At 68.0% G+C, this 25,569-nt stretch carries 24 protein-coding genes; 8 read left to right on the top strand and 16 right to left on the bottom strand.

Annotated features, from left to right (window positions below):
• Positions 1 to 54: 54 nt before the first annotated feature.
• The 3 genes from QZ749_RS01695 to oxc form a co-directional block, all read right to left on the bottom strand.
• Entirely contained in the window at positions 55 to 507 is a 453-nt protein-coding gene (locus QZ749_RS01695; RefSeq protein ID WP_296942580.1) for a PAS domain-containing protein, read from the bottom strand.
• A gap of 69 nt (positions 508 to 576) precedes the next feature.
• A complete protein-coding gene (frc, locus tag QZ749_RS01690) occupies positions 577 to 1,827 on the bottom strand; it encodes a formyl-CoA transferase (RefSeq protein ID WP_296942579.1) in 1,251 nt (416 codons plus the stop codon).
• Positions 1,828 to 1,922: 95 nt separating this feature from the next.
• Positions 1,923 to 3,626: an oxalyl-CoA decarboxylase gene (gene oxc / locus QZ749_RS01685; RefSeq protein WP_296942577.1), complete on the bottom strand. Its 1,704-nt coding sequence runs from the start codon at positions 3,624 to 3,626 to the stop codon at positions 1,923 to 1,925.
• A 182-nt stretch (positions 3,627 to 3,808) separates the two neighbouring features.
• On the opposite strand from oxc, the gene QZ749_RS01680 reads away from it, so the two are divergent.
• Together QZ749_RS01680 and QZ749_RS01675 are read left to right on the top strand one after the other, a co-directional pair.
• Positions 3,809 to 4,417 carry a Crp/Fnr family transcriptional regulator gene (locus QZ749_RS01680; protein ID WP_296942575.1) on the top strand — a complete coding sequence of 203 codons (609 nt, stop codon included), beginning with the start codon at positions 3,809 to 3,811 and terminating at the stop codon, positions 4,415 to 4,417.
• 177 nt (positions 4,418 to 4,594) lie between these two features.
• On the top strand, positions 4,595 to 4,741 hold the full coding sequence (locus QZ749_RS01675; protein ID WP_296942573.1) for a hypothetical protein: 147 nt from the start codon (positions 4,595 to 4,597) through the stop codon (positions 4,739 to 4,741).
• Positions 4,742 to 4,841: 100 nt separating this feature from the next.
• Here QZ749_RS01675 and QZ749_RS01670 read toward each other — a convergent pair whose 3' ends face one another.
• From QZ749_RS01670 to QZ749_RS01655, 4 genes are all read right to left on the bottom strand, one after another.
• Positions 4,842 to 5,855 (bottom strand): 2-dehydropantoate 2-reductase, encoded by a 1,014-nt coding sequence (locus QZ749_RS01670; protein WP_296942571.1) that lies wholly within the window; start codon positions 5,853 to 5,855, stop codon positions 4,842 to 4,844.
• Between the two features lie 17 nt (positions 5,856 to 5,872).
• Positions 5,873 to 6,640, bottom strand: a complete 768-nt coding sequence (locus tag QZ749_RS01665; RefSeq protein WP_296942569.1) for a fumarylacetoacetate hydrolase family protein — start codon at positions 6,638 to 6,640, stop codon at positions 5,873 to 5,875.
• Positions 6,641 to 6,716: 76 nt separating this feature from the next.
• Complete coding sequence (oxlT, locus tag QZ749_RS01660) at positions 6,717 to 8,063, bottom strand: oxalate/formate MFS antiporter (protein ID WP_296942567.1); 1,347 nt, start codon at positions 8,061 to 8,063, stop codon at positions 6,717 to 6,719.
• Positions 8,064 to 8,411: 348 nt separating this feature from the next.
• Positions 8,412 to 8,741, bottom strand: a complete 330-nt coding sequence (locus QZ749_RS01655; RefSeq protein ID WP_296942565.1) for a hypothetical protein — start codon at positions 8,739 to 8,741, stop codon at positions 8,412 to 8,414.
• A gap of 120 nt (positions 8,742 to 8,861) precedes the next feature.
• Here QZ749_RS01655 and QZ749_RS01650 point away from each other — a divergent pair, with 120 nt between their 5' ends.
• Entirely contained in the window at positions 8,862 to 9,797 is a 936-nt protein-coding gene (locus QZ749_RS01650; RefSeq protein ID WP_296942563.1) for a LysR family transcriptional regulator, read from the top strand.
• Between the two features lie 51 nt (positions 9,798 to 9,848).
• On the opposite strand, the gene QZ749_RS01645 is transcribed toward QZ749_RS01650, so the two are convergent.
• Genes QZ749_RS01645 through gcl form a run of 4 tightly spaced genes read right to left on the bottom strand, consistent with a single transcriptional unit; the run spans position 9,849 to position 14,258 of the window.
• Complete coding sequence (locus QZ749_RS01645) at positions 9,849 to 10,790, bottom strand: histone deacetylase family protein (RefSeq protein WP_296942561.1); 942 nt, start codon at positions 10,788 to 10,790, stop codon at positions 9,849 to 9,851.
• 7 nt (positions 10,791 to 10,797) lie between these two features.
• Positions 10,798 to 11,685, bottom strand: coding sequence for a 2-hydroxy-3-oxopropionate reductase (locus QZ749_RS01640; protein WP_296942559.1), 888 nt, complete (start codon positions 11,683 to 11,685; stop codon positions 10,798 to 10,800).
• A 26-nt stretch (positions 11,686 to 11,711) separates the two neighbouring features.
• A complete protein-coding gene (hyi, locus tag QZ749_RS01635; RefSeq protein WP_296942557.1) occupies positions 11,712 to 12,488 on the bottom strand; it encodes a hydroxypyruvate isomerase in 777 nt (258 codons plus the stop codon).
• A 27-nt stretch (positions 12,489 to 12,515) separates the two neighbouring features.
• Positions 12,516 to 14,258, bottom strand: coding sequence for a glyoxylate carboligase (gcl, locus tag QZ749_RS01630; RefSeq protein ID WP_296942799.1), 1,743 nt, complete (start codon positions 14,256 to 14,258; stop codon positions 12,516 to 12,518).
• 137 nt (positions 14,259 to 14,395) lie between these two features.
• Between gcl and QZ749_RS01625 the strand changes: the two genes are divergently transcribed.
• On the top strand, positions 14,396 to 15,310 hold the full coding sequence (locus tag QZ749_RS01625; RefSeq protein WP_296942556.1) for a LysR family transcriptional regulator: 915 nt from the start codon (positions 14,396 to 14,398) through the stop codon (positions 15,308 to 15,310).
• Positions 15,311 to 15,340: 30 nt separating this feature from the next.
• On the opposite strand, the gene frc (QZ749_RS01620) is transcribed toward QZ749_RS01625, so the two are convergent.
• Both frc (QZ749_RS01620) and QZ749_RS01615 read right to left on the bottom strand, forming a co-directional pair.
• A complete protein-coding gene (gene frc, locus QZ749_RS01620; RefSeq protein WP_296942554.1) occupies positions 15,341 to 16,588 on the bottom strand; it encodes a formyl-CoA transferase in 1,248 nt (415 codons plus the stop codon).
• Positions 16,589 to 16,719: 131 nt separating this feature from the next.
• Positions 16,720 to 17,784 carry a substrate-binding domain-containing protein gene (locus QZ749_RS01615; protein ID WP_296942552.1) on the bottom strand — a complete coding sequence of 355 codons (1,065 nt, stop codon included), beginning with the start codon at positions 17,782 to 17,784 and terminating at the stop codon, positions 16,720 to 16,722.
• Between the two features lie 113 nt (positions 17,785 to 17,897).
• Here QZ749_RS01615 and QZ749_RS01610 point away from each other — a divergent pair, with 113 nt between their 5' ends.
• The 4 genes from QZ749_RS01610 (at position 17,898) to QZ749_RS01595 (ending at position 23,145) form a co-directional block, all read left to right on the top strand.
• On the top strand, positions 17,898 to 18,413 hold the full coding sequence (locus QZ749_RS01610) for an NAD(P)H-dependent oxidoreductase subunit E (RefSeq protein ID WP_296942550.1): 516 nt from the start codon (positions 17,898 to 17,900) through the stop codon (positions 18,411 to 18,413).
• Positions 18,410 to 19,978 (top strand): NADH-quinone oxidoreductase subunit NuoF, encoded by a 1,569-nt coding sequence (locus tag QZ749_RS01605; protein WP_296942549.1) that lies wholly within the window; start codon positions 18,410 to 18,412, stop codon positions 19,976 to 19,978. The genes QZ749_RS01610 and QZ749_RS01605 overlap by 4 nt, the downstream gene beginning before the upstream one ends.
• Positions 19,979 to 20,039: 61 nt before the next feature.
• Positions 20,040 to 22,850: a formate dehydrogenase subunit alpha gene (gene fdhF, locus QZ749_RS01600; protein ID WP_296942797.1), complete on the top strand. Its 2,811-nt coding sequence runs from the start codon at positions 20,040 to 20,042 to the stop codon at positions 22,848 to 22,850.
• Positions 22,851 to 22,860: 10 nt separating this feature from the next.
• Complete coding sequence (locus QZ749_RS01595) at positions 22,861 to 23,145, top strand: formate dehydrogenase subunit delta (protein ID WP_296942547.1); 285 nt, start codon at positions 22,861 to 22,863, stop codon at positions 23,143 to 23,145.
• A gap of 196 nt (positions 23,146 to 23,341) precedes the next feature.
• On the opposite strand, the gene lipA is transcribed toward QZ749_RS01595, so the two are convergent.
• From lipA to QZ749_RS01580, 3 genes are all read right to left on the bottom strand, one after another.
• A complete protein-coding gene (gene lipA / locus QZ749_RS01590; protein ID WP_296942545.1) occupies positions 23,342 to 24,334 on the bottom strand; it encodes a lipoyl synthase in 993 nt (330 codons plus the stop codon).
• Positions 24,335 to 24,359: 25 nt separating this feature from the next.
• Positions 24,360 to 25,076: a lipoyl(octanoyl) transferase LipB gene (gene lipB / locus QZ749_RS01585; protein WP_296942543.1), complete on the bottom strand. Its 717-nt coding sequence runs from the start codon at positions 25,074 to 25,076 to the stop codon at positions 24,360 to 24,362.
• Between the two features lie 106 nt (positions 25,077 to 25,182).
• On the bottom strand, positions 25,183 to 25,449 hold the full coding sequence (locus QZ749_RS01580) for a DUF493 family protein (protein WP_290414612.1): 267 nt from the start codon (positions 25,447 to 25,449) through the stop codon (positions 25,183 to 25,185).
• Between the last annotated feature and the right edge of the window lie 120 nt (positions 25,450 to 25,569).

Genomic DNA, 25,569 nt, shown 5'->3' with positions numbered 1-25,569 from the left:
TTGTCTAAGTGTTATTTTTCGTGAGATTTGCCGACGCGCGACGTGCGCGCATCGTCATGGCGCCGTCGCCGCCGTCGCCACGGCGGCCGCCGCCTCCAGCTCGCGCACGCGCGCCCGCAGCGCGCGCTCCTCGCTCCAGCGCGCGGTATCGTCGCGCACCACGGCGGCGATGGCAGACACGGTGCCGTCCGGTGCCTGCAGCAGCGCCACCGTGAAGGCGATCGACAGCGGTTTTCCTTCCTTGTGCAGGGCCGGCACGCGCAGCACGTCGCTGCCGTAGCGCGTCCGGCCCGTCGCCATGGTCTGGTGGTAGCCGTCCCAGTGGCGCTGCTGCTGGCGCTGCGGGATGATCAGGTCGAGCGACGTGCCGAGCGCCTCCTCCTGCGTGAAGCCGAAGATGCGCGTCGCCGCAGCGTTCCAGAACACGATGGTGCCGGCGGCATCGCAGACGACGAGGCCGTCGCCCATGGCGTGCGCCAGTTGCTCGAAGTCGAGTGGGGTGTGCATGGGTTCTCCCGAATGAAAAAATGCGCGCCTGCGGTGCGGGCGCGCATCGTTGTCAGGTCGCGGCCGGCGTCAGACCACGCGGCGCTCGTGGAAGTCCTTGATCTGCTGCTGGCTGTAGCCCATGCCTTCCAGGATCTCGTCGGTGTGCTCGCCCAGCAGCGGCGAACCCTTGATCTCCGGCTTCATGTCCGAGAACTTGATCGGGCTGCCCACCGTCAGGTACTTGCCGCGTTCCTTGTGGTCGACCTCGACGATGGTGCCGCTGGCGCGCAGCGACTCGTCGTTCGCCAGTTCCTTCATCGTCAGCACCGGCGCGCACGGGATGTCGAACTTGCGCAGGATGTCGACGGCCTCGAACTTGGTCTTGTCCTTCAGCCAGTCTTCGATGGTGCCGAAGATGTCGAAGATCTTGTCCTGGCGCGCCTGCGCCGTCGTGTAGGCCGGATCGTCGATCCATTCTTCCTTGCCGATGGCGCGGCAGATCGGCGCCCAGGCATGGCCCTGGATCGTGAAGTAGATGTAGGCATTCGGGTCGGTCTCCCAGCCCTTGCACTTCAGCACCCAGCCCGGCTGGCCGCCGCCACCCGCATTGCCGCCGCGCGGCACCACGTCGGAGAACGTGCCGTGCGGGTATTGCGGATACTCTTCCAGGTAACCCACGCGGTCCAGGCGCTGCTGGTCGCGCAGCTTCACGCGGCACAGGTTCAGCACGCTGTCCTGCATCGACACGGCCACCTTCTGGCCCTTGCCGCTGACGTCGCGCGCGCGCAGCGCGGTCAGGATGCCGATCGCCAGGTGCATGCCGGTATTGCTGTCGCCCAGCGCCGCGGCCGATACGGTCGGCGGACCGTCGTCGAAGCCGGTGGTGGACGCCGCGCCGCCGGCGCACTGCGCCACGTTCTCGTAGACCTTCAGGTCCTCGTAGTGGTGGCCGTCGCTGAAGCCCTTCACGGACGCGACGATCATGCCCGGATTGAGTTCCTTGATGTGCTCCCAGGTGAAGCCCATGCGGTCGAGCGCGCCGGGGCCGAAGTTCTCGACCAGCACGTCGGATTCCTTGATCAGCTTCGTCAGGATTTCCTTGCCCTCGGGCGTCTTGGTGTCCAGCGTCAGCGAGCGCTTGTTGCTGTTCAACATGGTGAAGTACAGCGCGTCCACGCCGGGGATGTCGCGCAGCTGCGAACGGGTGACGTCGCCGGCGCCGGGGCGCTCGACCTTGATCACGTCGGCGCCGAACCAGGCCAGCAGTTGCGTGCAGGCCGGGCCGGCCTGCACGTGCGTGAAGTCGATGATCTTGATGCCTTCCAGTGGTTTGCTCATGATGCCTGTCTCCTTTGTCGATATCTGCAAACGTGACGGATCCTTCGCACCGGCGCCGATGGCGCCGGTGTCGTGCCTTGCGCTGCGTTCCCGGTTTATTTCTTGGCGCTCTGCGGGTTCAGGTTGGTCAGGCGGCCACTCTCGGTGCCGGCGGTCTCGTCGATCACGGCATTGATCAGGGCCGGCTTGCCGGCGGCGATCGCTTCCTGCAGGGCGCGCGTGAGTTCCTCCGGCGTGGTGGCGTGGTAGCCGATGCCGCCGAAGGCCTCGATCATCTTGTCGTAGCGGGCGTTCTTGACGAACACCGTGGGCGCCACGTCCGCGCCGCCGGTGGGGTTCACGTCGGTGCCCTTGTAGACGCCGTTGTTGTTGAAGACGATGGTGGTGACCGGCAGCTGGTAGCGGCAGATGGTTTCCAGTTCCATGCCGGAGAAGCCGAACGCGCTGTCGCCCTCGACGGCCACCACCGGCTTGCCGCTGACGACGGCAGCACCGATGGCGAAGCCCATGCCGATGCCCATGATGCCCCAGGTGCCGGAGTCGAAGCGCTTGCGCGGCTGGTACTGGTCGATGATGCTGCGGGCGTAGTCCAGCGTGTTGGCGCCCTCGTTGACGAGGTTGATGTCCGGGTGGTCCTTGAGCACGTCGCGGATGGCGCGCAGCGCGCTGTGGAAGTTCATCGGCACCGGGTTCTTGTCGAGCAGCGCCGCCATCTTGGCCTGGTTGGCTTCCTTGCGCTCGGCGATCGCGCCCAGCCATTCCTCGCCCGGCGCCACGATGCCGGCGCCGTCCAGGCCGTCCAGCAGCGCGGACACGCAGGAGCCGATGTCGCCGATCAGCGGCGCCGCGATCGGCACGTTGCTGTCGACTTCGGTCGGGGCGATGTCGATCTGCACGAACTGCTTGGGCTTGCCCCAGGTCTTGCCCTTGCCGTGCGCCAGCAGCCAGTTCAGGCGCGCGCCGACCAGCACCACCACGTCGGCCTCGGCCAGCACGAAGGAGCGCGCGGCGGAAGCCGATTGCGCATGGGTGTCGGGCAGCAGGCCCTTGGCCATCGACATCGGCAGGTAGGGGATGCCGCTGCGCTCGACCAGGGCGCGGATCTCGGCATCGGCCTGCGCATAGGCGGCGCCCTTGCCGAGCAGGATCAGCGGCTTCTTCGCGCCCTTGATGAGGGCCAGCGCGCGCTGCACCGCGTCGGGCGCCGGCAGCTGGCGCGGCGCCGGATCGACGACCTTCACCAGCGAGCGCTTGCCGTGGCCGGCCTCGATGGTCTGCGCCAGCAGCTGCGCCGGCAGGTCGAGGTAGACGCCGCCCGGGCGGCCCGAGACGGCGGCGCGGATGGCGCGCGCCACGCCGATGCCGATGTCCTCGGCCTTGTTGATGCGGTAGGCCGCCTTGGCATAGGGCTTGGCGGCGTTGAGCTGGTCCATCTCTTCGTAGTCGCCCTGCTGCAGGTCGACGATCTCGCGTTCGCTGGAACCCGAGATCAGGATCATCGGGAAGCAGTTGGTGGTGGCGTTCGCCAGCGCGGTGAGGCCGTTCAGGAAGCCGGGCGCCGACACCGTCAGGCAGATCCCGGGCTTTTGCGTGATGAAGCCGGCGATGGCGGCGGCATTGCCCGCGTTCTGCTCGTGGCGAAAGCCAATGAAGCGCATCCCTTCCGCCTGCGCCAGGCGGGCGAGGTCCGTGATGGGGATGCCCACCAGGCCGAAGATCGTGTCGATGTCGTTGTGCTTCAGGGCATCGATCACCAGGTGGAAGCCGTCGGTGACTTCTACCGATACGTTTTGAGTCATGGTTGTCTCCGGTTATTGGGGCCTGCAACGCCGTGCCGTCACCCCTCGTTGTCGGTCCAGGCGACCTGGCCAGCCGTCTCGCCCTGAAATCCATCATAGCGAGCACGCCTGATTTCGATCATTGACCACGGTCAAGTTTCGCCACATGATGTCGAGACCCCGGAAAATCGCCCCTGCCACCCATGACGCTGATTGCCAACCACCCCGAACGCAACATCATCCGCGTGCAGCTGAAGCAGAACGTCGTGCTCAAGGAATTGCGCGACAGCGAGATGGCCGCGCTGGAGCCCTACCTCACCGTCACCAACCACCAGAAGGGCGACCTGCTGCTGAACCAGGGCGTGCACGAGATGGAACAGTACTTCATCCTCGACGGCATCCTGAAGCGCCAGGTCACCAACCACGAAGCCAAGGAGATGATCCTGCGCTTCTCGTCCGAACGCGACATCGAGACCAGCTACGCCGCCTGGCGCCTCAAGACGCCCACGCCGTACAGCATCGTCTGCGTCACCAAGGCGCGCGTGGCCAGCATGCCGCTGGCGCAATGGGTCGACTTCCTGCAGAGCCACAGCCTCGTGAAGGAAGCGTTCGAGTTCGAAGTGATGAGCCTGATGAGCGGCATCATGGCGCACACGATCACGCTGCACCTGCTCGACGCGCCGGGGCGCGTGCACCGTTTCATGCGCAAGCATCCCGAGCTGTTCGAGCGCCTGCCGAAGAAGGAACTGGCCGCTTACCTGAACCTCTCGCCGGAAACCTTGAGCCGCCTGAAGCACCAGGGAAAAATCTGAAAACAACGGTTTTTGCGACGCAACGCAAAAAATTTTTTGCCTCTTTTTTGGGCGTTTTTTCATAGCTAGACATTCATCCGGGTAATGTCCGCTATCACGCCGTTCAATTGGACGATGGATGTCCTGCCTTTACAATCAAAGGCATACATCGTTTCGACCTTTAAAAGGAGTTGCAAAATGAATGGCTACACCAACACCGCGACGCAACAAAACGGTTCTTCCTTCTCGTTCTCGGCCCTGATCGCCGCCCTGTTCCAGCTGAACCTGCGCGACAAGCTGAGCGCCGCCAACCGCGACGACGGCGCCCACACCTGGGGCATGTAAGCCTCGGCCGTATTCGGGTCAACCCAGGTCATTCCAGGTCGCCTGCGGGCACCGCTTCGGCGCCCCGGCCCGGCATCCGCCGCGCCGGGGCGCTCGTCCGTCAGGCTTCCACCGCCTTCTGCAGGCGCACGCCGCCGCGCGCCTCGACCATCGTCTGCTCCAGCAGCTTGACCAGCGCATACGCCGAGTCGATGTGCGGCGTCGACGTGCCCGTCATGCGCGCCAGTTCGATCACCGCGCCCACCAGCGCATCGATTTCCGGACCGCGGCCCGCTTCCACGTCCTGCAGCATCGAGGTCTTGTGCTTGCCGATCTTCTCGGCGCCGGCGATGCGGCGTTCCAGGCTGACGCGGAAGGCGATGCCCAGCCGCGTCGCCACCGCCTCGGCCTCGCGCATCATGTTGGCCGCCAGGTCGCGCGCCAGCGGGTGCTGGCAGATGTCCACCAGCGTCGAATGCGCCAGCGCGCTGATCGGGTTGAACGACAGGTTGCCCCACAGTTTCAGCCAGATCTCGGCGCGGATGTCGTCCAGCACCGGCGACTTGAAGCCGGCCTGCTCGAAGCAGGCCGCGACCCGCGCGCTGCGCGCGCTCGTGCTGCCGTCGAGCTCGCCCAGCGGGAAGCGGCTGCCCTCGATGTGCCGGATGACGCCCGGCGCCACCAGCTCCGCCGCCGGATAGACGACGCAGCCCAGGATGCGCTGCGGCGGGATCTGCCGCGCCAGTGCGCCGTCCGGGTCCACGCTGCGCACGGCGCGCCCCTCGTACTCGCCGCCGTGGCGGTGGAAGTACCAGAACGGGATCCCGTTCTGCATCGTCACCACGACCGTCTCCGGCCCGAACAGCAGCTTGACGCGGTCCGCCACGTCGGCCACCTGGTGCGCCTTGACGGCCAGCACCACCACATCCTGCGGTCCCGCCGCGGCATAGTCGTCGGTGGCCGCGACCTGCGCGGCCCGCTGCGTGCCGTCCGTCTCCACGAGCCGGATGCCGTGCGCGCGGATGGCCTGCAGGTTCGCGCCGCGCACGAGGAACGTCACGTCCTCCCCGGCGAGCGCCAGCCTTGCTCCGACGAGCCCGCCGATGGCGCCCGCCCCGATCACTGCGATCTTCATGACACACTCCCTGATGGTTACTCGAAACGGTTGCTGAGCGTGCCGATGCCGTCGATCTCCACCTCGATCTTGCTTCCCGGGCGCATCGAGCCCACGCCGACCGACGTCCCGCACAGCAGGAGGTCGCCCGGCTCCAATGTCATGTCCTGCGAAATCATGCTGACCAGCTGGGCCACGCTGAACACCATGTCGTTGATCGGGTAGTCCTGGCGCACCTCGCCGTTCAGGATGGTGCGCACGACCAGCATCGCCGGGTTCAGCCCGGTGGCGATCACGGGGCCGAACGGGCAGAAGGTGTCGAAGCCCTTGGCGCGCACCCACTGCGGGAAGGTCGGGTCGCGGTTGATGAGTTCGCCCACCGTGACGTCGTTGGCGCAGGTGTAGCCGAAGATGTGGTCCGGCGCCTGCTCGACCGGGACGCCGCTGCAGGTACTGCCAATCACCACCGCCAGCTCGCCCTCGAACGCCACCTTGGCGTCGATCCGCGGCTTGCGGATCGTGCCGCCCGGCGCCAGGTACGAGGTCGGCGGCTTCATCAGGTAGAGCGGCTCGGGCGGAGGCGCCAGGCCGAGCTTCTTGCCCAGCGCATGAAAATTGTTCCACATCGCCAGCACCTTGCCCGGTACGACCGGCGTCAGCACGGTCACCTCGGCCAGGTTGATCGCGATGTCGGTACGGCTCGGGCCGTCGAACATGTCGCCCTTGAAGACGCGGATCTTGTCGCCCTCGAGCGTGCCGAAGCGGACCGTGTCGAGATGCAGGAAGCGTATCCAGCGCTGGATCATGGGGTGCCTCTTTCAGGGATGTTGTGGTGGCCGCGCGCGCGCCGTGGCGGCCGCGCGCGCGTGGTACGGCGCCGGGTCAGTTGACCATGCGCGGGGACGACGGGCTGGGCGTGGCGCCCGGCACGTGCTCGTCCCCGGCCACGCTGACGATGCCGATCGACTCCTCGATGAAGCGCTTGCGCATCGGGCGCAGCACCCACCAGGCCAGGATGGCCGCCACCGCGTTCATGCCGCAGCCGACGAAGAACACCGCTTCCCAGCTGCCGCTGGCGGCCGTGATCACGCTGGAGATCGGCACGAAGATCGAGGCCGTGCCCTTGGCGGTGTACATCAGGCCCGCGTTGCCGGCGGCGTTGCGGGTGCCGAAGGTATCGGCCGTGGTGGCCGGGAACAGGCTGTAGATCTCGCCCCAGGCGAAGAACACCAGGCCGGTCAGGATCACGAACATGATCGGGTCGCGGCCCAGGTAGTACAGGGCGATGATGCCGACCGATTCGAGCGCGAAGGCGACGAACATGGTCTTCTCGCGGCCGATCTGGTCGGACACCCAGCCGAAGAACGGCCGCGTCAGGCCGTTCAGCACGCGGTCGATCGCCAGGGCGAAGGTGAGCGCCGGCAGGACCATGCCCATGACGTTGAACTTGACGCCGTCGATCGCGAAGTCCTTGGCGATCGGTCCCATCTGCGCGGTGGCCATCAGGCCGCCGGCGGCGACCAGCACGAACATCACGTACATCACCCAGAACACCGGCTTACGCACCATCTGCGAGGGCGTGAAGTCGGCCGTCGTCTGCAGCACGTTGGGGTTCTTCTTTTTGGCCACCTTGGCGGCATGGTGCGGCGGACGCACCATCATGGCGGCCAGCAGCATCACGATCAGGCCCTGGCCGAGGCCGAAGTACAGGAAGGTGTCGGCATAGCCGCGGCTTTCGATCATCATCGAGATCGGGATGATGGTGGCGGCCGAGCCGGCGCCGAAGCCGGCCGCCGTCAGGCCCGCCGCCAGGCCGCGCCGGTCGGGGAACCATTTCAGCGCCGAACCCACGCAGGTGCCGTACACGGCGCCCGCGCCGATGCCGCTGATGGCGGCGGCGACGTACAGCACGAACAGGGTGGAAGCGAAGGCGTTCATGACCCAGCCGATGGCGCACAGCAGGCCGCCGAACAGCACGACGGGACGCGGGCCCCACTTGTCGACGGCCCAGCCCTCGATGGGCACGAGCCAGGTCTCGGTGAGGATGAAGATGGTGAATGCCACCTGGATGGCCGCCTTCGACCAGCCGTGGGCCTCGGACAGCGGATTGACGAACAGGGTCCAGCCGTACTGCAGGTTGGCGATCATGGCCATGCACACGATGCCCATGATCAGTTGCATCCAGCGGAAGGATGCTGGCCTTTCGATTGCCGGCGTTTCGGTTTTCATGCGATGTCTCCGTTGCTTTGATTTTTTTTACGCTTGGATGTGGTGCCGTTGCTCAGGCCCGTGGTCTGCCCCGGGCCCGGCGCTCGGGAGGATGCGGTGGATCGGCTGCATGAAGGCGGGGGCCGCTGGCGTTGCGGTGCGAAGGGTTGCTCATGACCTTGTCTCCAGATAGGGGTTCACGAAAGCTACCGAAAAGGATTCTGGAACCGTTTGTTGTCGCGGCCGCCGGTCGGGTCCGGCATGCCGCCGCTTATGTAAAGTTCAACAGATGGGCCGATTGTGGAAGAACGGATTTGCCATATCCTTGACCGCGGTTAAGAATCGAAAATTCGCCGGATCGCGCGGCGCTCAGACGCCGACCTGGCGCTGGCGCAGTGCGCGCCAGTCGATCGTGGCGGCCGGGTTGCAGCCGGGCGCCGTCAGTTGCGGCACGCAGCGCTCCTTGGCGGCCAGGATGGCGTCGACGAGGAAGTCGGCGTCGTAGGCCTTGAGCAGGTGCGGCTGGTGCTGCGCCAGGTAGTCGCGCACGCATTCGCGTTCGCCGGCGGCGCACGGCACGTCGAAGGCGGCGTCCCAGAACCAGTTCAGTCCCAGTTCGAGGAAGGCGGCGTTGTAGGCGTTGCGGCGGACCTGCGCATCGAGTCCGCTGTCGCTGGCGAAGGTCTGGGGCTGGGTCATGGCGTTCTCCAATCGTGGTTGTCGAGAGGCTGCCAAGCGATAGTAGGGGATTTATATAATTAGAAAAATTTAAAGTTTTTAGGGATTATCATTAGGGATCGCTGATACATCGGAGCCTTGATGAAGAACGCCACGCTGCGCCAGCTTAAAGTCTTCGAGGCAGTTGCTCGACACCTCAGTTTTTCCCGCGCTGCAGCAGAGCTGCACCTGACCCAGCCCGCGGTCTCGACGCAGATCCGCACGCTCGAAGGCCACGTCGGATTGCCGCTGTTCGAGCAGCTCGGGAAGAAGACCTACCTCACGCAGGCCGGCGACGAGCTGCTGCGCTTCGCGCGCGCCATCATCCAGCAGTTCGAGGCGGCCGACACCGCCATGGCGCAGTACCGCGGCATCGAGGGCGGCCAGCTGAACGTGGCCGTGATCAGCGCCGGCGACTATTTCTTCCCGCAGCTGATGGTGGCGTTCGCGCGGCGCCATCCGGGCGTGCAGCTGAACCTCACCGTGCACAACCGCGAGGAGCTGCTCGGCCAGCTGGCCGAGAACCGTACCGACCTGGCCGTGATGGTGCGCCCGCCGGCGCGCGAGGACATGCACAGCGAGGCCTTCGCCCCGCACCCCTACGTGATCGTGGCGGCCCCGGACCACCCGCTGGCGGACCACGCGCGCATCGGCATGGACGCCCTGCTGCGCCACCCCTTCGTGGTGCGCGAGCGCGGCTCGGATACCTGGCAGTCGATGGAGGACGCGTTCGGCCCGCACATGGACAGCATCCGCGTGGCGATGGCGATCCGCAGCACCGAGACGATCAAGCAGGCCGTCATCGCCGGCATCGGCCTGGGCTTCCTGTCCGCCCACACGATCGGGCGCGAGCTGGCGGACGGCAGCCTGGTGGTGCTGCCGGTGGACGGTTTTCCGCTGATGCTGAACTGGTACGTGGTGCACCGCCGCGAAAAGCGCCTGCCGCCGGTGGCGCGCGCGTTCCAGGCGTTCCTGCTGGACGAGGGCGCGCAGCGCATCGATGCGCTGATCCCCACGTCGCGGCCGCGGCAGGCGTAAGGACGGCCGGTCTTCCCGGCGCGCCTCGGGGAGGCATCTCAGTGAGGCATCTCAGTGACGCATCAACGCGCGCACGTGCGCGGCGCAGCCGCCGGCCAGTCCCGCGCCGCTGTAGCCGCCCTCGAGCACGGACACGATGCGGCCGTCGCACACGTCGGCGGCGATGGCCATCACCTGTTCCGTGATCCAGCCGAAGTCCTCGTCTTCCAGCGCCATCTGCGCGAGCGGATCGAGCCGGTGCGCGTCGAAGCCGGCCGACACCAGGATCAGCTGCGGCGCGAAGTCGCGCAGCGCCGGCAGCAGCGCCTGCGCCACGCGCGCGCGGAACATGGCCGATCCGCAGCCCGGCGGCAGCGGCACGTTGACGACGTTGCCGCTGTCGCCGCGCTCGCGCGCCGCCCCGGTGCCGGGATACAGCGGCGACTGGTGGCTGGAGCCGAAGAACAGCTGCGGGCGGTGGTAGAACGCGGCCTGGGTGCCGTTGCCATGGTGGACGTCGAAGTCGATCACGGCGACGCGCGCCAGGCCGTGGAATTCCAGCGCGTGCAGCGCGGCGACGGCCGCCTGGTTGAAGATGCAGAAGCCCATCGCCCGTCCCGGCTCGGCATGGTGGCCGCAGGGACGGGTGGCGCAGAACACGTTATGGGCCTCGCCCGCCAGCACGGCGTCCACGCCCGCGCAGGCGGCGCCCACGCAGGCCATGACCGCGTCCCAGGAACCGGTCGACATCACGGTGTCGCCGCCGTCCAGCGCCACCAGGCCGTCCTGCGGCGTGTGCGGCGCCAGCGCCGCGATCGCGTCGACGTAGTGCGCGTCGTGCACGCGCAGCACCTGCTCGCGCGTGCCCATGGGCGCGGTGCGCCACTCCAGCGGTTCGAAGCAGGGCCGGCGCAGCGCTTCCATCACGGCGTGCAGGCGCTGCGGCGACTCCGGATGCGAGGGTCCCGGCCGGTGCTCCAGGCAGGCCGGATGGAACATCACCAGCGTGGTCATGGCGACGTCACCCTGCCGCGATGGCGTGGTTGGACATGCGCTCGATCGCCTGGCACAGCGCCGAATGGTCGAGCTGCGCCAGGCCGTGCGCGGCGCAGGAATTCATCAGCTCCTGCACCGCCGCCGTGTTGGGCAGCGCCACGCCCAGGCTCTTCGCGCCCTGCAGCGCCAGGTTCAGGTCCTTCTGGTGCAGCGCGATGCGGAAACCCGGCGCGAACGTGCGCTTGACCATGCGCTCGCCGTGCACCTCGAGGATGCGCGAGGCGGCAAAGCCCCCCATCAGCGCTTCGCGCACGCGGCCGGGGTCGGCGCCCGCCTTCGAGGCGAACAGCAGCGCCTCGGACACCGCCTGGATCGTCAGCGCCACGATGATCTGGTTCGCCACCTTGGCCGTCTGGCCGTCGCCGTTGCCGCCCACCAGCGTGATGTTCTTGCCCATCATCCGGAACAGCGGCAGCACCCGGTCGAACGCTTCCTGCGCACCGCCCGCCATGATCGTCAGCGAGGCCGCTTTCGCCCCCACCTCGCCGCCGGAGACGGGCGCGTCGAGGTAGTCGCAGCTGCGCTTGTTGATCTTCTTCGCGAACTCCTTGGTGGCCAGCGGCGAGATGGAACTCATGTCCACCACGATCTTGCCGGGCGTGAGCGCCGCGGCGACGCCGTGGTCGCCGAACAGCACCTCTTCCACCTGCGGCGTGTCCGGCACCATCACGATGACGACGTCGGCCCGCTTGGCCACTTCCGCCGCATTGGTGCACACGGTGGCCCCGCCCTCGACCAGCGCCAGCGGCGGGTTCTTCACGTCGTGCAGGTAGAGCTTGCAGCCGCCCGCCTGCAGGTGGCCCGCCATGGGGCCGCCCATGATGCCCAGGCCGATGAATCCGACTTTGTCCATGATGTCTCCTTGTCGTTGAAGTGGGGTCAGGCACCGTGCTGCACCAGCCAGTCCAGGCCGTCGTAGGTGGTGGTGCGCGGCTTGTATTCGCAGCCGATCCAGCCGGTGTAGCCGAGGCGGTCGAGCCGGTCCAGCAGGTAGCGGTAGTTGATCTCGCCGGTGCCGGGTTCGTGGCGGCCCGGGTTGTCGGCGACCTGGATGTGGCGGATCGACGCCAGGTTCGCCTCGATGGTGGCGGCCAGCTCGCCCTCCATGCGCTGCATGTGGTAGACGTCGTACTGCAGGAACAGGTTGTCGGCGCCGGTGGCGCGGATGACGTCCAGCGCCTGGCGCGTGCCGCTCAGGAAGAAGCCGGGAATGTCGAAGGTGTTGATCGGCTCGACCAGCAGCGCCAGCCCCGCTTCCTTCAGGCGGCGCGCGGCGAACGCCAGGTTCTCCACCAGCGTGTCGTGCGCCTCGGCGCGGTCGACGCCGGGCGGCACGATGCCGGCCAGGCAGTTCAGCTGCCTGACGCCCAGCGCCAGCGCATAGGCGATCGCGACCGACACGCCCTCCTCGAATTCGGCGCGCCGCCCCGGGTGGCAGGCGATGCCGCGCTCGCCCGCGGCCCAGTCGCCGGCCGGCAGGTTGTGCAGCACCAGTTCCAGGCGGTGGGCGTCGAGCTTCTCGGCGATCTGGCGCGCCGGCCAGGCATAGGGAAACAGGAATTCGACGCCGCGAAAGCCGGCCTGGGCGGCCTTCTCGAAGCGCTCGAGGAAATCGAACTCGGTAAACAGCATCGTCAGGTTGGCGGCCAGTTTCATGGTTCCTCCTTGGGTCGTCGTCTGCGATCACGCCACGGTCAGGACGTCGTTGAACTCGTTGAGGGCGTCGATCTCGGTGCCCATCGCGATGTTCGTCACGCGTTCCAGGATGACTTCCACCACCACCGGCACGGCGTACTGGCGCATCAGTTCGCGCGCCCGTTCGAACGCCGGCACGATGTCGTCCGGGCGGAACACGCGGATCGCCTTGCAGCCCAGGCCCTCGACGACGGCCACGTGGTCGACGCCATAGCCTTCCAGCTCGGGCGCGTTGACGTTCTCGAACGACAGCTGCACGCAGTAGTCCATCTCGAAGCCGCGCTGCGCCTGGCGGATCAGCCCCAGGTAGGCGTTGTTCACCAGGACGTGGATGTAGGGCAGCTTGAATTGCGCCGCCACCGCCAGCTCCTCGATCAGGAACTGGAAGTCGTAGTCGCCCGAGATGGCGACGATGTCGGCGTCCGGGTCGGCCACGCGCACGCCCAGCGCGGCGGGGATGGTCCAGCCCAGCGGGCCGGCCTGGCCGCAATTGATCCAGTGGCGCGGATGGTGCACGTGCAGGAACTGCGCGGCGGCGATCTGCGACAGGCCGATCGAGGCGACGTAGCGCACGTCGCGCCCGAAGTAGGCGTTCATCTCGTGGTACACGCGCAGCGGATGCACCGGCACGCTGTCGTAGTCGCTGCGGCGCAGCAGCGTGCGCTTGCGTTCCTGGCATTCGCCCAGCCAGGCCGAGTGGTCGGCCAGGCGGCCGGCCTCGCGCCATTCGCGCGCCACCTCGACCAGCAGGGCCAGCGCCGCGCCGGCGTCCGAGACGATGCCCAGGTCGGGACCGAACACGCGCCCGATCTGGGTGGGCTCGATGTCGATGTGGACGAAGGTGCGGTCCTTGGTGAAGACATCGACGCTGCCGGTGTGGCGGTTGGCCCAGCGGTTGCCGATGCCCATCACGAAGTCCGCGGCCAGCAGGGTCGCGTTGCCGTAGCGGTGGCTGGTCTGCAGGCCCGCCATGCCGGCCATCTGCGGATGGTCGTCCGGGATCGAACCCCATCCCATCAGCGTCGGGATCACCGGCACGCCCGTGATTTCCGCGAACTCGACCAGCAGCGCGGACGCGTCGGCATTGATGATGCCGCCGCCCGCCGTGAGCAGCGGCCGGCGCGCGCCGTTCATCATGTGCAGCGCCTTCTCGACCTGGGCGCGGGTCGCGGCCGGCTTGTAGGGCTGCAGCGGCGCATAGGTCTCGATGTCGAACTCGATCTGCGCCAGCTGCACGTCGATCGGCAGGTCGATCAGCACGGGACCGGGACGGCTCGAGCGCATCAGGTGGAAGGCCTGCTGGAACACCTGCGGCACCAGGGCCGGCTCGCGCACGGTGACCGACCACTTGGTGACGGGGCGCGCGATCGACTCGATGTCGACCGCCTGGAAGTCTTCCTTGTACAGGCGCGCGCGCGGCGCCTGGCCGGTGATGCACAGGATCGGCACCGAATCGGCGTGGGCCGCGTACAGGCCCGTGATCATGTCGGTGCCGGCCGGGCCGGAGGTGCCGATGCACACGCCGATGTTCCCCGGCCTGGCGCGCGTATAGCCTTCGGCCATGTGCGAGGCGCCCTCGACGTGGCGCGCCAGGATGTGGCGGATGCTGTCGCGCTTGCGCAGCGCCGCGTACAGCGGATTGATCGCCGCCCCCGGCACGCCGAACGCGACGCTCACGCCTTCCCTTTCCATCACCATCACTGCGGCTTCCGCTGCGGTCATCCTGGCCATCATTCCTCCGACAAAAGGTGAATGCAATGCGCTGCATTGCGCGAGAATCGATGCGTCATGCTAGGACGTTGCGCCGGCCTTGATAAGCGCACAAAAAATCGGTGTATTCGATACCTGGGGTATGGAATACTGATGACATGGACAAGATCAAGGAGATGAGCGCCTTCGTCGATGCCGTCGACCAGGGCAGCCTGGCGCGCGCCGCGCTCGCGCAGCACGTCACCCCCGTGATGCTGGGCCGGCGCATCGATGCGCTGGAACGGCGCCTGGGCGTCAAGCTGCTGCACCGGACCACGCGCCACCTGGCGCTGACCGAGGCCGGCACGCTGTTCCTCGAACATTGCCGCAAGCTGCTGGCCGACCTCGAGGTGGCCGAGACCATCGTGTCGGAGGGCCGCGGCGAGGCCAGCGGCCACCTGATCGTGTCGGCCCCGGCCGCGTTCGGGCGCCTGCACGTGGCGCCGCACGCGCCGCCGTTCCTGGCCGCGCATCCGAAGGTGCGGATCTCGTTCAACCTCACCGACCAGGTGGTCGACCTGGTGCGCGAGGGCTACGAGCTGGGCATCCGCATCGGCGGCGTGCTCGACCCGAGCTTCGTCGCCGTGCGCCTGGCCTCGAACCGGCGCGTGGTGTGCGGCACGCCGGCCTATTTCGAACGCTGCGGCATCCCGCGCACGCTGGACGACCTGGCCCGCCACAACTGCCTCGCCTTCAACCTGCAGGGAGGGCAGCAGCGCGGCTGGTACTTCCAGAAGGACGGCAGGCCGGTCACGGTCAAGGTGGACGGCCAGCTCGATTGCAACGACGGGGAATTGCTGCACCGCTGGGCCAGCGAGGGACTGGGGCTGGCCTGGCGCTCGACCTGGGAAATCCAGGCGCAGCTGGAGGCGGGGGAATTGATCACGGTGCTGGACGACTACGCGCTGCCCGCCTACGACATCATGGCCGTCTACATGCAGCAGCGCCACCTGCCGGCGCGCGTGCGCGCCTTCATCGACGCGCTGAAGGTGGCCTACGCGCAGCCGGGGTACTGGACCCGCGGCGCGCGCTGACGCCGGTGCGAAGCCGGGCCGGGCAGGCGGTCAGATCGCGCGCTGTTCGCGCAGCGCGGCGATCTGGGCCGCGCTGTAGCCGAGCTGCGCCAGCACTTCGTCGGTGTGCTCGCCCAGCAGCGGCGAGCGGCGCACCTCGGTGGGGCTGTCCGACAGCTTGATCGGGTTGCCCACCGTGAGGTAGCTGCCGCGCTCGGGATGCTCGACCTCGACGATGGTGCCGGTGGCGCGCAGCGACGGTTCCTCGGCGATCTCCTTCATCGACAGGATCGGGCCGCAGGGAATGTCGTACTGGTTCAGGATGTCCATCACCTCGAACTTGGTGAGCGTCTTCGTCCACTCCTCGATGGTGGCGAAGATCTCCATCAGGCGCGGCAGGCGCGCGCGCGGCGTGGCGAAGTCGGGATGCGTGATCCACTCCTCGCGCCCGATCACGCGGCAGATCGCCGGCCATACCGCGGCCTGGGCGATGAAATAGATGTACGCGTTCGGGTCGCTGTCCCAGCCCTTGCACTTGAGGATCCAGCCGGGCTGGCCGCCGCCGGACGCGTTGCCGGCGCGCGGCACCGCGCTGCCGAACTCGCCGAACGCGTACTGCGGATATTCTTCCATCACGCCGTTGCGCTCGAGGCGCTGCTGGTCGCGCAGCTTGACGCGGCACAGGTTCAGCACGGCGTCCTGCATCGCCGTCAGCACGCGCTGGCCGCGCCCGGTGGCCTGGCGCTGGTACAGGGCGGTGACGATGCCCAGGGCCAGGTGCAGGCCGCTGCCGCTGTCGCCGATCTGGGCGCCGGTGACGACCGGCGGGCCGTCGTCGAAGCCGGTGGTGGAGGCCGAGCCGCCGGTGCACTGCGCCACGTTCTCGTACACCTTGCAGTGCTCGTACGGGCCGGGGCCGAAGCCCTTCACGGACGCGACGATCATGCGCGGATTGAGCGCCTGGATGCGCTCCCAGGAAAAGCCCATGCGGTCCAGCGCGCCGGGCGCGAAATTCTCGACCAGCACGTCGCAGTCGCGGATCAGGGTTTCCAGCACCTCCTTGCCGGCCGGGTGCTTGGCGTCGAGCGTGATCGAACGCTTGTTATGGTTCAGCATCGTGAAATACAGGCTGTCCACGCCGGGGATGTCGCGCAGTTGCGCGCGGGTGGCATCGCCCTCTCCCGCCCGTTCCACCTTGATGACGTCGGCGCCGAACCAGGCCAGCAGCTGCGTGCAGGTGGGGCCCGACTGGACGTGGGTGAAATCGAGAACGCGAACGCCTTCCAGTGCCTTGCTCATGCCGGTCTCCTCGATGGGTTTTTTTTGTCCTGGCGCCACGGAGGTGGCGGTGCCGGCCCATCTTATCGAAACGTCCAGCTTTTACCACTTGATCGCGGTCAAGATTCTGAAACTCGCCTCGCATGCCCTCCCTACCGTTCCTGGAAAGGCGTCTCCAGGGCGCCGGACGACGTTCCGTCATACCCGGGCAAGCCGTCCAGCGCGGCGCGGAAGGTGGCGCTGTCCAGCGCCGCGCGCACCGCGCCCAGCAGCGGGGTGGCCAGCGCCGCGCGGTCGCAGGCCAGGAAGTAGCGCTCGCGGCAGACGGGGATGAAGTCGAGGTCGAAGCGCCGCGCCGCCGTCTCGACGCCGAAGCTGACGTCGGCCATCCCGCTCGCCACGTAGGCCGCCACCGCCGCGTGGGTGAATTCGGCGCTGTCGAAACCGGCGATGCGGGCCGGGTCGAGCGCGCGGTCGGCCAGCAGCAGCTCCAGCAGCACGCGGGTGCCGGAGCCGTGCTGGCGGTTGACGAAGCGCAGGCCGGGACGCACCAGGTCGTCCAGCCCCGTCACCCCGTGCGGATTGCCCTTGGCGACGAACAGCCCCTGCTGGCGGTAGGCCAGGTGCAGGAAGGCGTGCCGGTCCGGGTCCAGCCACAGCCGGTGCGCGGCCGCCGCGGCCTGCTCGAACTGGCCCACCGGCAAGTGGAAGCCCGCCAGGTCGCACTCGCCCCGCGCCAGCGCCGCCACGGCCTCGGTGCTGCTGCGGTACTTGATGTCGACCGTGACGCCCTGCTCGCCCAGCTGCGCGACCAGGGCCGCCACCGCGAAGCCGTGCGAGGCCGTCAGGCGCAGCACCTGGGCGTCGGCGGCCAGCACCCGCGCCAGTTCCTGCTGCAGCTCGGACGCCAGGCTGTCCAGCAGCGGGCTCAGGCGTGCGCTGATGCGGCGGTCGGCCCAGATCAGCTTTTCCGCCAGCGGCGACAGCAGCGTGCCCTGGCCGCGCACCTTGTGCACCAGCTGGGCGCCGAACTGCTCGCCGAACTGCTGCAGCAGGCCCCAGGCATGGCGGTAGGACATCCCGCAGGCCGCGGCGGCCTTGGAAATGCTGCCGGTGCGGCCCACCGCCGCCAGCAGTGCCAGCAGCGCGGGCAGCGCGACGGGGTTGCCGCGGGCATCGCGCAGGATCCAGTCGGGATGGATTTCGACCTTCAGCATATGCAATTTATTTCCTATTGATTCCGCATTTTTCGGGTGCTAGGCTGGATTTATAACATTAAACCGGCCCTGCATATGTTCGACCGAACATGAGCGGCCACCAAGGAGACGCCATGAACGCACAGCCTGCCCCCGCCGCCGCTGTCGGCGACATCACCGCCGCGGTCCTCGCCCGGCACGGCACCGGCCAGGACCAGCTCCTGCCGCTGCTGCACGCGCTGCAGGACACGCTCGGCTACGTCCCGCCCGGCCAGGTGCCGGCGATCGCGCAGCACTTCAACCTGTCGCGCGCCGAGGTCCATGGCGTGATCACCTTCTACCACCATTTCCGCAGCGCGCCGCCGGCCCGCTGCGCGGTGCAGGTGTGCCAGGCCGAGGCCTGCCGCAGCATGGGCGCCGAACGCCTGCTGGCGCATGCGCAGGAGGCGCTGGGCTGCGGTCCGCACGGCCACAGCGCGGACGGCGCGTTCTCGCTCGCCCCCGTGTACTGCCTGGGCCTGTGCGCCAGCGCGCCGGCGCTGACGATCAACGACGCCGTGTTCGCCCGCGTCACGCCGGCGCGCTTCGACCGCCTGGTCGCCGACGCCACCAGCACCCAGGCTACCCAAGCCGCCATGGAGGCCGTATGAGCACGCGCATCTTCGTTCCCTGCGACTCGGCCGCGCTGGCGGTCGGCGCCGACGAGGTGGCCGTCGCCATCGCGGCCGAGGCGGCCCAGCGCGGCCTCGACGTGCAGGTCGTGCGCAACGGCACGCGCGGCCTGCTGTGGCTCGAGACGCTGGTCGAGGTCGAGACGGCGCAGGGCCGCATCGGCTTCGGCCCGGTGGAGGCCGGCGACGTGGCGGGATTGTTCGACGCCGGCTTCCATGCGCACGCCAGCGCCGCCGCCACGCATCCGCTGTGCACCGGCCCGGTCGACCGGATTCCCTACCTGGCGCGCCAGCAGCGCCTGACGTTCGCGCGCGTCGGCATCACCGACCCGCTGTCGCTGCAGGACTACGAGGCGCACGGCGGCTGGCGCGGCCTGCACAACGCCCTCCTGATGGCGCCGTCCGAGATCGTGGCGGCCGTGACGAGCTCCGGCCTGCGCGGGCGCGGCGGCGCGGCCTTCCCCACCGGGATCAAGTGGAACACGGTGCTCAAGGCCGCCGGCACCGAGAAATACGTGGTCTGCAATGCCGACGAGGGCGATTCCGGTACCTTCGCCGACCGCATCGTGATGGAAGACGATCCCTACATGCTGATCGAGGGCATGACGATCGCCGGCATCGCCGTCGGCGCCACGCGCGGCTACATCTACGTGCGCAGCGAATACCCGCACGCGATCGCGCGCCTGGAGGCCGCCATCGACACGGCGCGCTGCCACGGCTTCCTGGGCCGCAACCTGCTCAGTTCCGGCCGCACCTTCGAGCTCGAGGTGCGCAAGGGCGCCGGCGCCTACATCTGCGGCGAGGAGACGGCGCTGCTGGAAAGCCTGGAGGGCAAGCGCGGCATCGTGCGCGCCAAGCCGCCGCTGCCGGCGCTGTCAGGCCTGTTCGGCAAGCCCACCGTGATCAACAACGTGCTGTCGCTGGCCGCCGTCCCGCTCATCCTCGACAAGGGCGCGCAGTACTACCAGGACTACGGCATGGGCCGCTCGCGCGGCACGCTGCCGGTACAGCTGGCCGGGAACATCAAGCAGGGCGGCCTGATCGAGCTGGCGTTCGGCGTCACGCTGCGCGAGATCCTCTACGACTACGGCGGCGGCAGCGCCTCGGGCCGGCCGATCAAGGCGGTGCAGGTGGGCGGTCCGCTGGGCGCCTACCTGCCCGAATCGCAGTGGGACACGCCGCTCGACTACGAAGCCTTCGCGGCGCTGTGGGCGGTGCTGGGCCACGGCGGCATCGTCGTGCACGACGACAGCGCCGACATGGCCGCGCTGGCGCGCTACGCGATGGAATTCTGCGCCGCCGAATCGTGCGGCAAGTGCACGCCCTGCCGCATCGGTTCCACCCGCGGCGTCGAAGTCATCGACAAGCTGCGCGCCGGCGTCCAGCCGGTCAAGCAGGTGGTGCTGCTGCGCGACCTGTGCGACACCATGCTCAACGGCTCGCTGTGCGCCATGGGCGGCATGACCCCGTATCCGGTGCTGTCCGCACTCAACCACTTCCCGGAAGACTTCGGCCAGGCCGACGCCAGCCGCCACGCCGCCTGAGGAGACGACCATGATCGAAACCATCCTGACCCGCGACCTGGGCACGCCGCCGCCCGCCGCCATGCTGGACGCCGCCGTCGAATACGTTACCTTGACCATCGACGGCGCCCGCGTCACGGTCCCCGCCGGCACCTCGGTGATGCGCGCCGCCGCGCTGTCCGACATCAACATCCCGAAACTGTGCGCCACCGACAGCCTGGAACCGTTCGGCTCCTGCCGCCTGTGCCTGGTCGAGATCGAGGGCCGGCGCGGCTATCCCGCCTCCTGCACCACGCCGGCCGAAAACGGCATGGTGGTGCGCACCCAGACGCCCAGGCTGCAGGCGCTGCGCAAGGGCGTGATGGAGCTGTACATCTCCGACCACCCGCTGGACTGCCTGACCTGCCCCTCGAACGGCAACTGCGAGCTGCAGGACATGGCCGGCGTGACCGGCCTGCGCGAGGTGCGCTACGGCGACGACGGCGCCAACCACCTCAAGCTGGAAAAGGACGAGTCGAACCCCTACTTCACCTTCGATTCCTCGAAGTGCATCGTCTGCAACCGCTGCGTGCGCGCCTGCGAGGAGACCCAGGGCACGTTCGCGCTGACGATCTCCGGACGCGGGTTCGATTCCCGCGTCTCGCCGGGCCAGGACGAGCCGTTCATGGAATCCGAATGCGTGTCGTGCGGGGCCTGCGTGGAAGCCTGCCCCACCGCCACGCTGCAGGAAAAATCGGTGATCTGGCTGGGCCAGGCCGAGCACAAGGTCACCACCACCTGCGCCTATTGCGGCGTGGGCTGCTCGCTCAACGCGGAAATGAAGGGCAGCGAGGTCGTGCGCATGGTGCCGGCCAAGGACGGCCAGGCCAACGAGGGCCACGCGTGCGTGAAAGGCCGCTTCGCCTGGGGCTATGCGACGCACAAGGACCGCATCCTGAAGCCGATGATCCGCGCGAAAATTACCGATCCGTGGAAGGAAGTCAGCTGGGACGAGGCACTGGACTACGCGGCGTCCGAATTCAAGCGCATCCAGGCGAAACACGGCGTCGATGCGATCGGCGGCATCGTGTCCTCGCGCTGCACCAACGAGGAAGGCTACCTGGTGCAGAAGCTGGTGCGCGCCGCGTTCGGCAACAACAACGTCGACACCTGTGCGCGCGTGTGCCACTCGCCCACGGGCTACGGCCTCAAGCAGACGCTGGGCGAGTCGGCCGGCACCCAGAGCTTCAGGTCGGTGGCGCAGTCGGACGTGATCATGGTCATCGGCGCCAATCCCACCGACGGCCACCCGGTGTTCGGCTCGCGCATGAAGAAGCGCCTGCGCCAGGGCGCGCGCCTGATCGTGGTCGATCCGCGCCGCATCGACCTGATCAAGTCGCCGCACGTGCGCGCCGACTACCACCTGCAGCTGCGGCCCGGCACCAACGTCGCGCTGCTGTCGGCGCTGGCCCACGTGATCGTCACCGAGGGCCTGCTGGCCGCGGACTTCGTCGCCGAACGCTGCGAGGAACGGGCCTTTGCCCAGTGGCGCGATTTCGTGGCGCAGCCGGCGCAGTCGCCGGAAGCGACCGCCGACATCACCGGCGTGCCGGCGCAACTGGTGCGCGAAGCCGCGCGCCTGTACGCGCTAGGGGGCAACGCCGCCATCTACTACGGCCTGGGCGTGACCGAGCACGCGCAGGGTTCCACCGCCGTGATGGCGATCGCCAACCTGGCGATGGCGACCGGGAACGTCGGGCGCGAAGGCGTCGGCGTGAATCCGCTGCGCGGCCAGAACAACGTGCAGGGCTCGTGCGACATCGGCTCCTTCCCGCACGAGCTGCCGGGCTACCGCCATGTGTCCGACGGCACCGTGCGCGGCATGTTCGAGCAGGCCTGGGGCGTGCCGCTGCAGGCCGAGCCGGGCCTGCGCATCCCGAACATGTTCGAGGCCGCGCTGGACGGCAGCTTCCTGGGGCTGTACTGCCAGGGCGAGGACATCGTGCAGTCGGACCCGAACACCCAGCACGTGACGGCCGCGCTGCAGGCGATGGAATGCGTGGTGGTGCAGGACATCTTCCTGAACGAGACGGCCAAGTTCGCCCACGTGCTGCTGCCCGGCTCCTCGTTCCTGGAAAAGGACGGCACCTTCACCAATGCCGAGCGGCGCATCTCGCGCGTGCGCAAGGTGATGCCGCCGCGCGCCGGCTACGCCGACTGGGAAGTGACGGTGGCGCTGTCGAACCGCCTGGGCTACCCGATGGACTACCGCCACCCGTCCGAGATCATGGACGAGATCGCGCGCCTGACGCCCACCTTCAGCGGCGTCAGCTACGACAAGCTGGAGCGGCTGGGCAGCATCCAGTGGCCATGCAACGACGCCGCGCCGGAAGGCACGCCGACGATGCACGTCGACGCCTTCGTGCGCGGCAAGGGCCGCTTCATCATCACCCAGTACGTGGGCACGTCCGAGAAGGTGACGCGCAAGTACCCGCTGATCCTGACCACGGGCCGCATCCTGTCGCAGTACAACGTGGGCGCGCAGACGCGGCGCACGGAAAACGTCCAGTGGCACGCCGAGGACCGGCTCGAGCTGCATCCGCACGACGCCCAGGAGCGCGGCATCAAGGACGGCGACTGGGTCGGCATCGAGAGCCGCGCCGGCGCCACGGTGCTGCGCGCCGTCGTCACCGAGCGGATGCAGCCGGGCGTGGTCTACACCACGTTCCACTTCCCCGAATCGGGCGCCAACGTGATCACGACGGAGAACTCCGACTGGGCCACCAACTGCCCCGAGTACAAGGTGACGGCGGTGCAGGTGACGCCGGTGCAGCAGCCGTCCGAATGGCAGCTGCAGTACCGCCGCTTCAACGACCGCCAGCTGCAGCTGGCCGACGCGAACGCGACGGCGTGAAAGGACAGCGATGAACATCGACAACCTGGTCACGATGGCCAACCAGATCGGCACCTTCTTCGCGTCCTTCCCGGACCGCGACGAGGCGCACGCCGGCATCGCCACGCACATCGAGCGCTACTGGGCGCCGCGCATGCGCGTGACGCTGTACGAACACGTGGACGGCGCGCGCGGCGCCGGACTGGACCCGATCGTCCTCACGGCCATCGCGGCGCACCGCAGCGGGCACGACGTGCTGCCGACGGGCGACACGTCGGTGCCGGACGACGAGGATACGGGAGGCGACGCGGGGTAAGAAGGGAAGGGAAGGGACGGGACGGGACGGGAGGGGTCAGAGCCCGGTGTTGCTTTCAAGGGGCTCTGACCCCGGTGCTCAGCGCAGAGGCCAACGCAGAGGCCAGCGCAGAGGCCAGAGCCCGGTGTTGCTTTTCAAAGGGCTCTGACCCCGGTGTTCAACCGCACGGCATGCACGCCGCGCACGACGACTGCCGTTACGCCGCCACCCCCGCCTCGTGCGCCTGCTGGTCCGCATGATACGAAGACCGCACCATGGCCCCCACGGCAGCGTGCACGAAGCCCATCTCGTAGGCCTTTTCCTCGAACATTTTGAACGTGTCCGGGTGCACGTAGCGGCGCACCGGCAGGTGCGAGTTCGACGGCGCCAGGTACTGGCCGATGGTCAGCATGTCGATGTCGTGCTCGCGCATGTCGCGCATCACTTCCAGGATTTCCTCGTCGGTCTCGCCCAGGCCCACCATCAGGCCCGACTTGGTGACGGCGTTCGGGTACTTGGCCTTGAAGTCGCGCAGCAGCACCAGCGAGTGCTTGTAGTCGGCGCCCGGGCGCGCTTCCTTGTACAGGCGCGGTACGGTTTCCAGGTTGTGGTTCATCACGTCCGGCAGGCCGGCCGCGAAGATGTCCAGCGCCTTGTCGAGGCGGCCGCGGAAGTCCGGCACCAGCACCTCGATCTTGGTGTTGGGCGACAGGTCGCGGGTCTTCTGGATGCATTCGACGAAGTGGCCGGCGCCGCCGTCGCGCAGGTCGTCGCGGTCGACCGAGGTGATCACGACGTAGGACAGGCGCAGGTCGGCGATGGTCTTGGCCAGGTTGGCCGGCTCATTGACGTCGAGCGGGTCCGGACGGCCGTGGCCGACGTCGCAGAACGGGCAACGGCGCGTGCACTTGTCGCCCATGATCATGAATGTCGCGGTGCCCTTGCCGAAGCATTCGCCGATGTTCGGGCAGCTGGCTTCCTCGCACACCGTCACCAGGTTGTTGGCGCGCAGGATGTCCTTGATCTCGTAGAAGCGCGAGGACGCCGTGGCGGCCTTGACGCGGATCCAGTCTGGCTTTTTCAGGCGCTCGTGCTGCTCGACCGGGACGATCTTGATCGGGATGCGCGACGTCTTGCTCGCGCCCTTCTGCTTTTCGCTGGCGTTGTACGCGGATGCTGCGGCGGTGCCGGTATCGATTTCGGAAGTCATATGGCTCTCTGCCCTCGTCGGGCGTTCAATGGGTCGTTGCGGGTTGCGCCTCGGCCGGCGCCGTCGAAAGATGGTGGACCAGTGCGCGCGCCAGCGCCTGCTGGACGTCGGCCAGCGGCGCGTCGACGCCCATGGTGCGCATGTCCACCGTGGCCAGCCCGGAATAGCCGCACGGGTTGATCCAGGTGAAGGGGGACAGGTCCATCGCCACGTTCAGCGAGACGCCGTGGTAGGTGCAGCCGTTGCCGCGCACCTTCAGGCCCAGCGCGGCGATCTTGGCGCCGGCATGGCCGTTGGACTGCGGCCCCGCGGCGATATAGATGCCGGGCGCGCCCTCGACGCGTTCGCCGGCCAGATTATACGCCGCCAGCACGTCGATGACCGCCTGCTCGATCTTGTTGACGAACTGCCGGGCATACAACTTGCCGCCCGGTTTGTTGCGGCGCAGGTCCATCAGCAGATAGATCACGACCTGGCCGGGACCGTGGTAGGTCACTTCGCCGCCGCGGTCGGTCTGCACCACGGGCACGTCGTTGGCCGGGACGCCGGGACCGTGCAGCAGGTGGCCGCGGTCGGCGCCCAGGCCCAGCGTGAACACGGGCGGGTGCTCGACGATCCACAGTTCGTCGGGCGTGTCGGGCGTGCGCGCGTCGGTGAAGGCGCGCATCTCGGCAAAGACGGATTCGTAGTCGGCGCGGCCTAGCTCGCGGATGACCGGAGCGGCGGGGCGGTTCGCTTGCATGGGATGTCGTCAGGGGCTGGGGGTGCCCCGTCATTATAAGCCAGCCTGATGGCTCGCGCTTGCCGGCCCTCCCGCAGGATGGCCCGGCAAGCGCGCGAAACAACGTTTACAGGACGATCTTGACCATCGGGTGGCCCGACAGTTCACGGTAAATATTGTCCAATTGTTCACGGCTGGTGGCGCGCACCGTCAGCGTCAGGCCGATGTAGTTGCCGTTCGACGAGGGGCGCATCTCGACCTTGCCGGCGTGGAAGGTCGGATCGTGGGCGACCACCACGTCGACGATGGTGGCGGCGAACTCGTCGTGCGTCGCGCCCATCACCTTGATCGGGAAGTCGCTGGGGTATTCGATGAGGGATTCTTTCCGGTCCATGGCCGCTCCTGTAAAAAGTGCATTGTAAACGCAGGGTGGGCACCCCGTGTCCACCAAAACGTTGCGTGATGCAAACGTTTGGTGGGCACGGGGTGCCCACCCTACGTATCCCATATGGTC

It is taken from the genome of uncultured Massilia sp., assembly GCF_913773735.1.
Lineage (GTDB): Bacteria > Pseudomonadota > Gammaproteobacteria > Burkholderiales > Burkholderiaceae_D > Telluria.
Note: the sequence above shows the minus strand (reverse complement) of the source record. Positions and strands in the feature narration are given on the sequence as shown.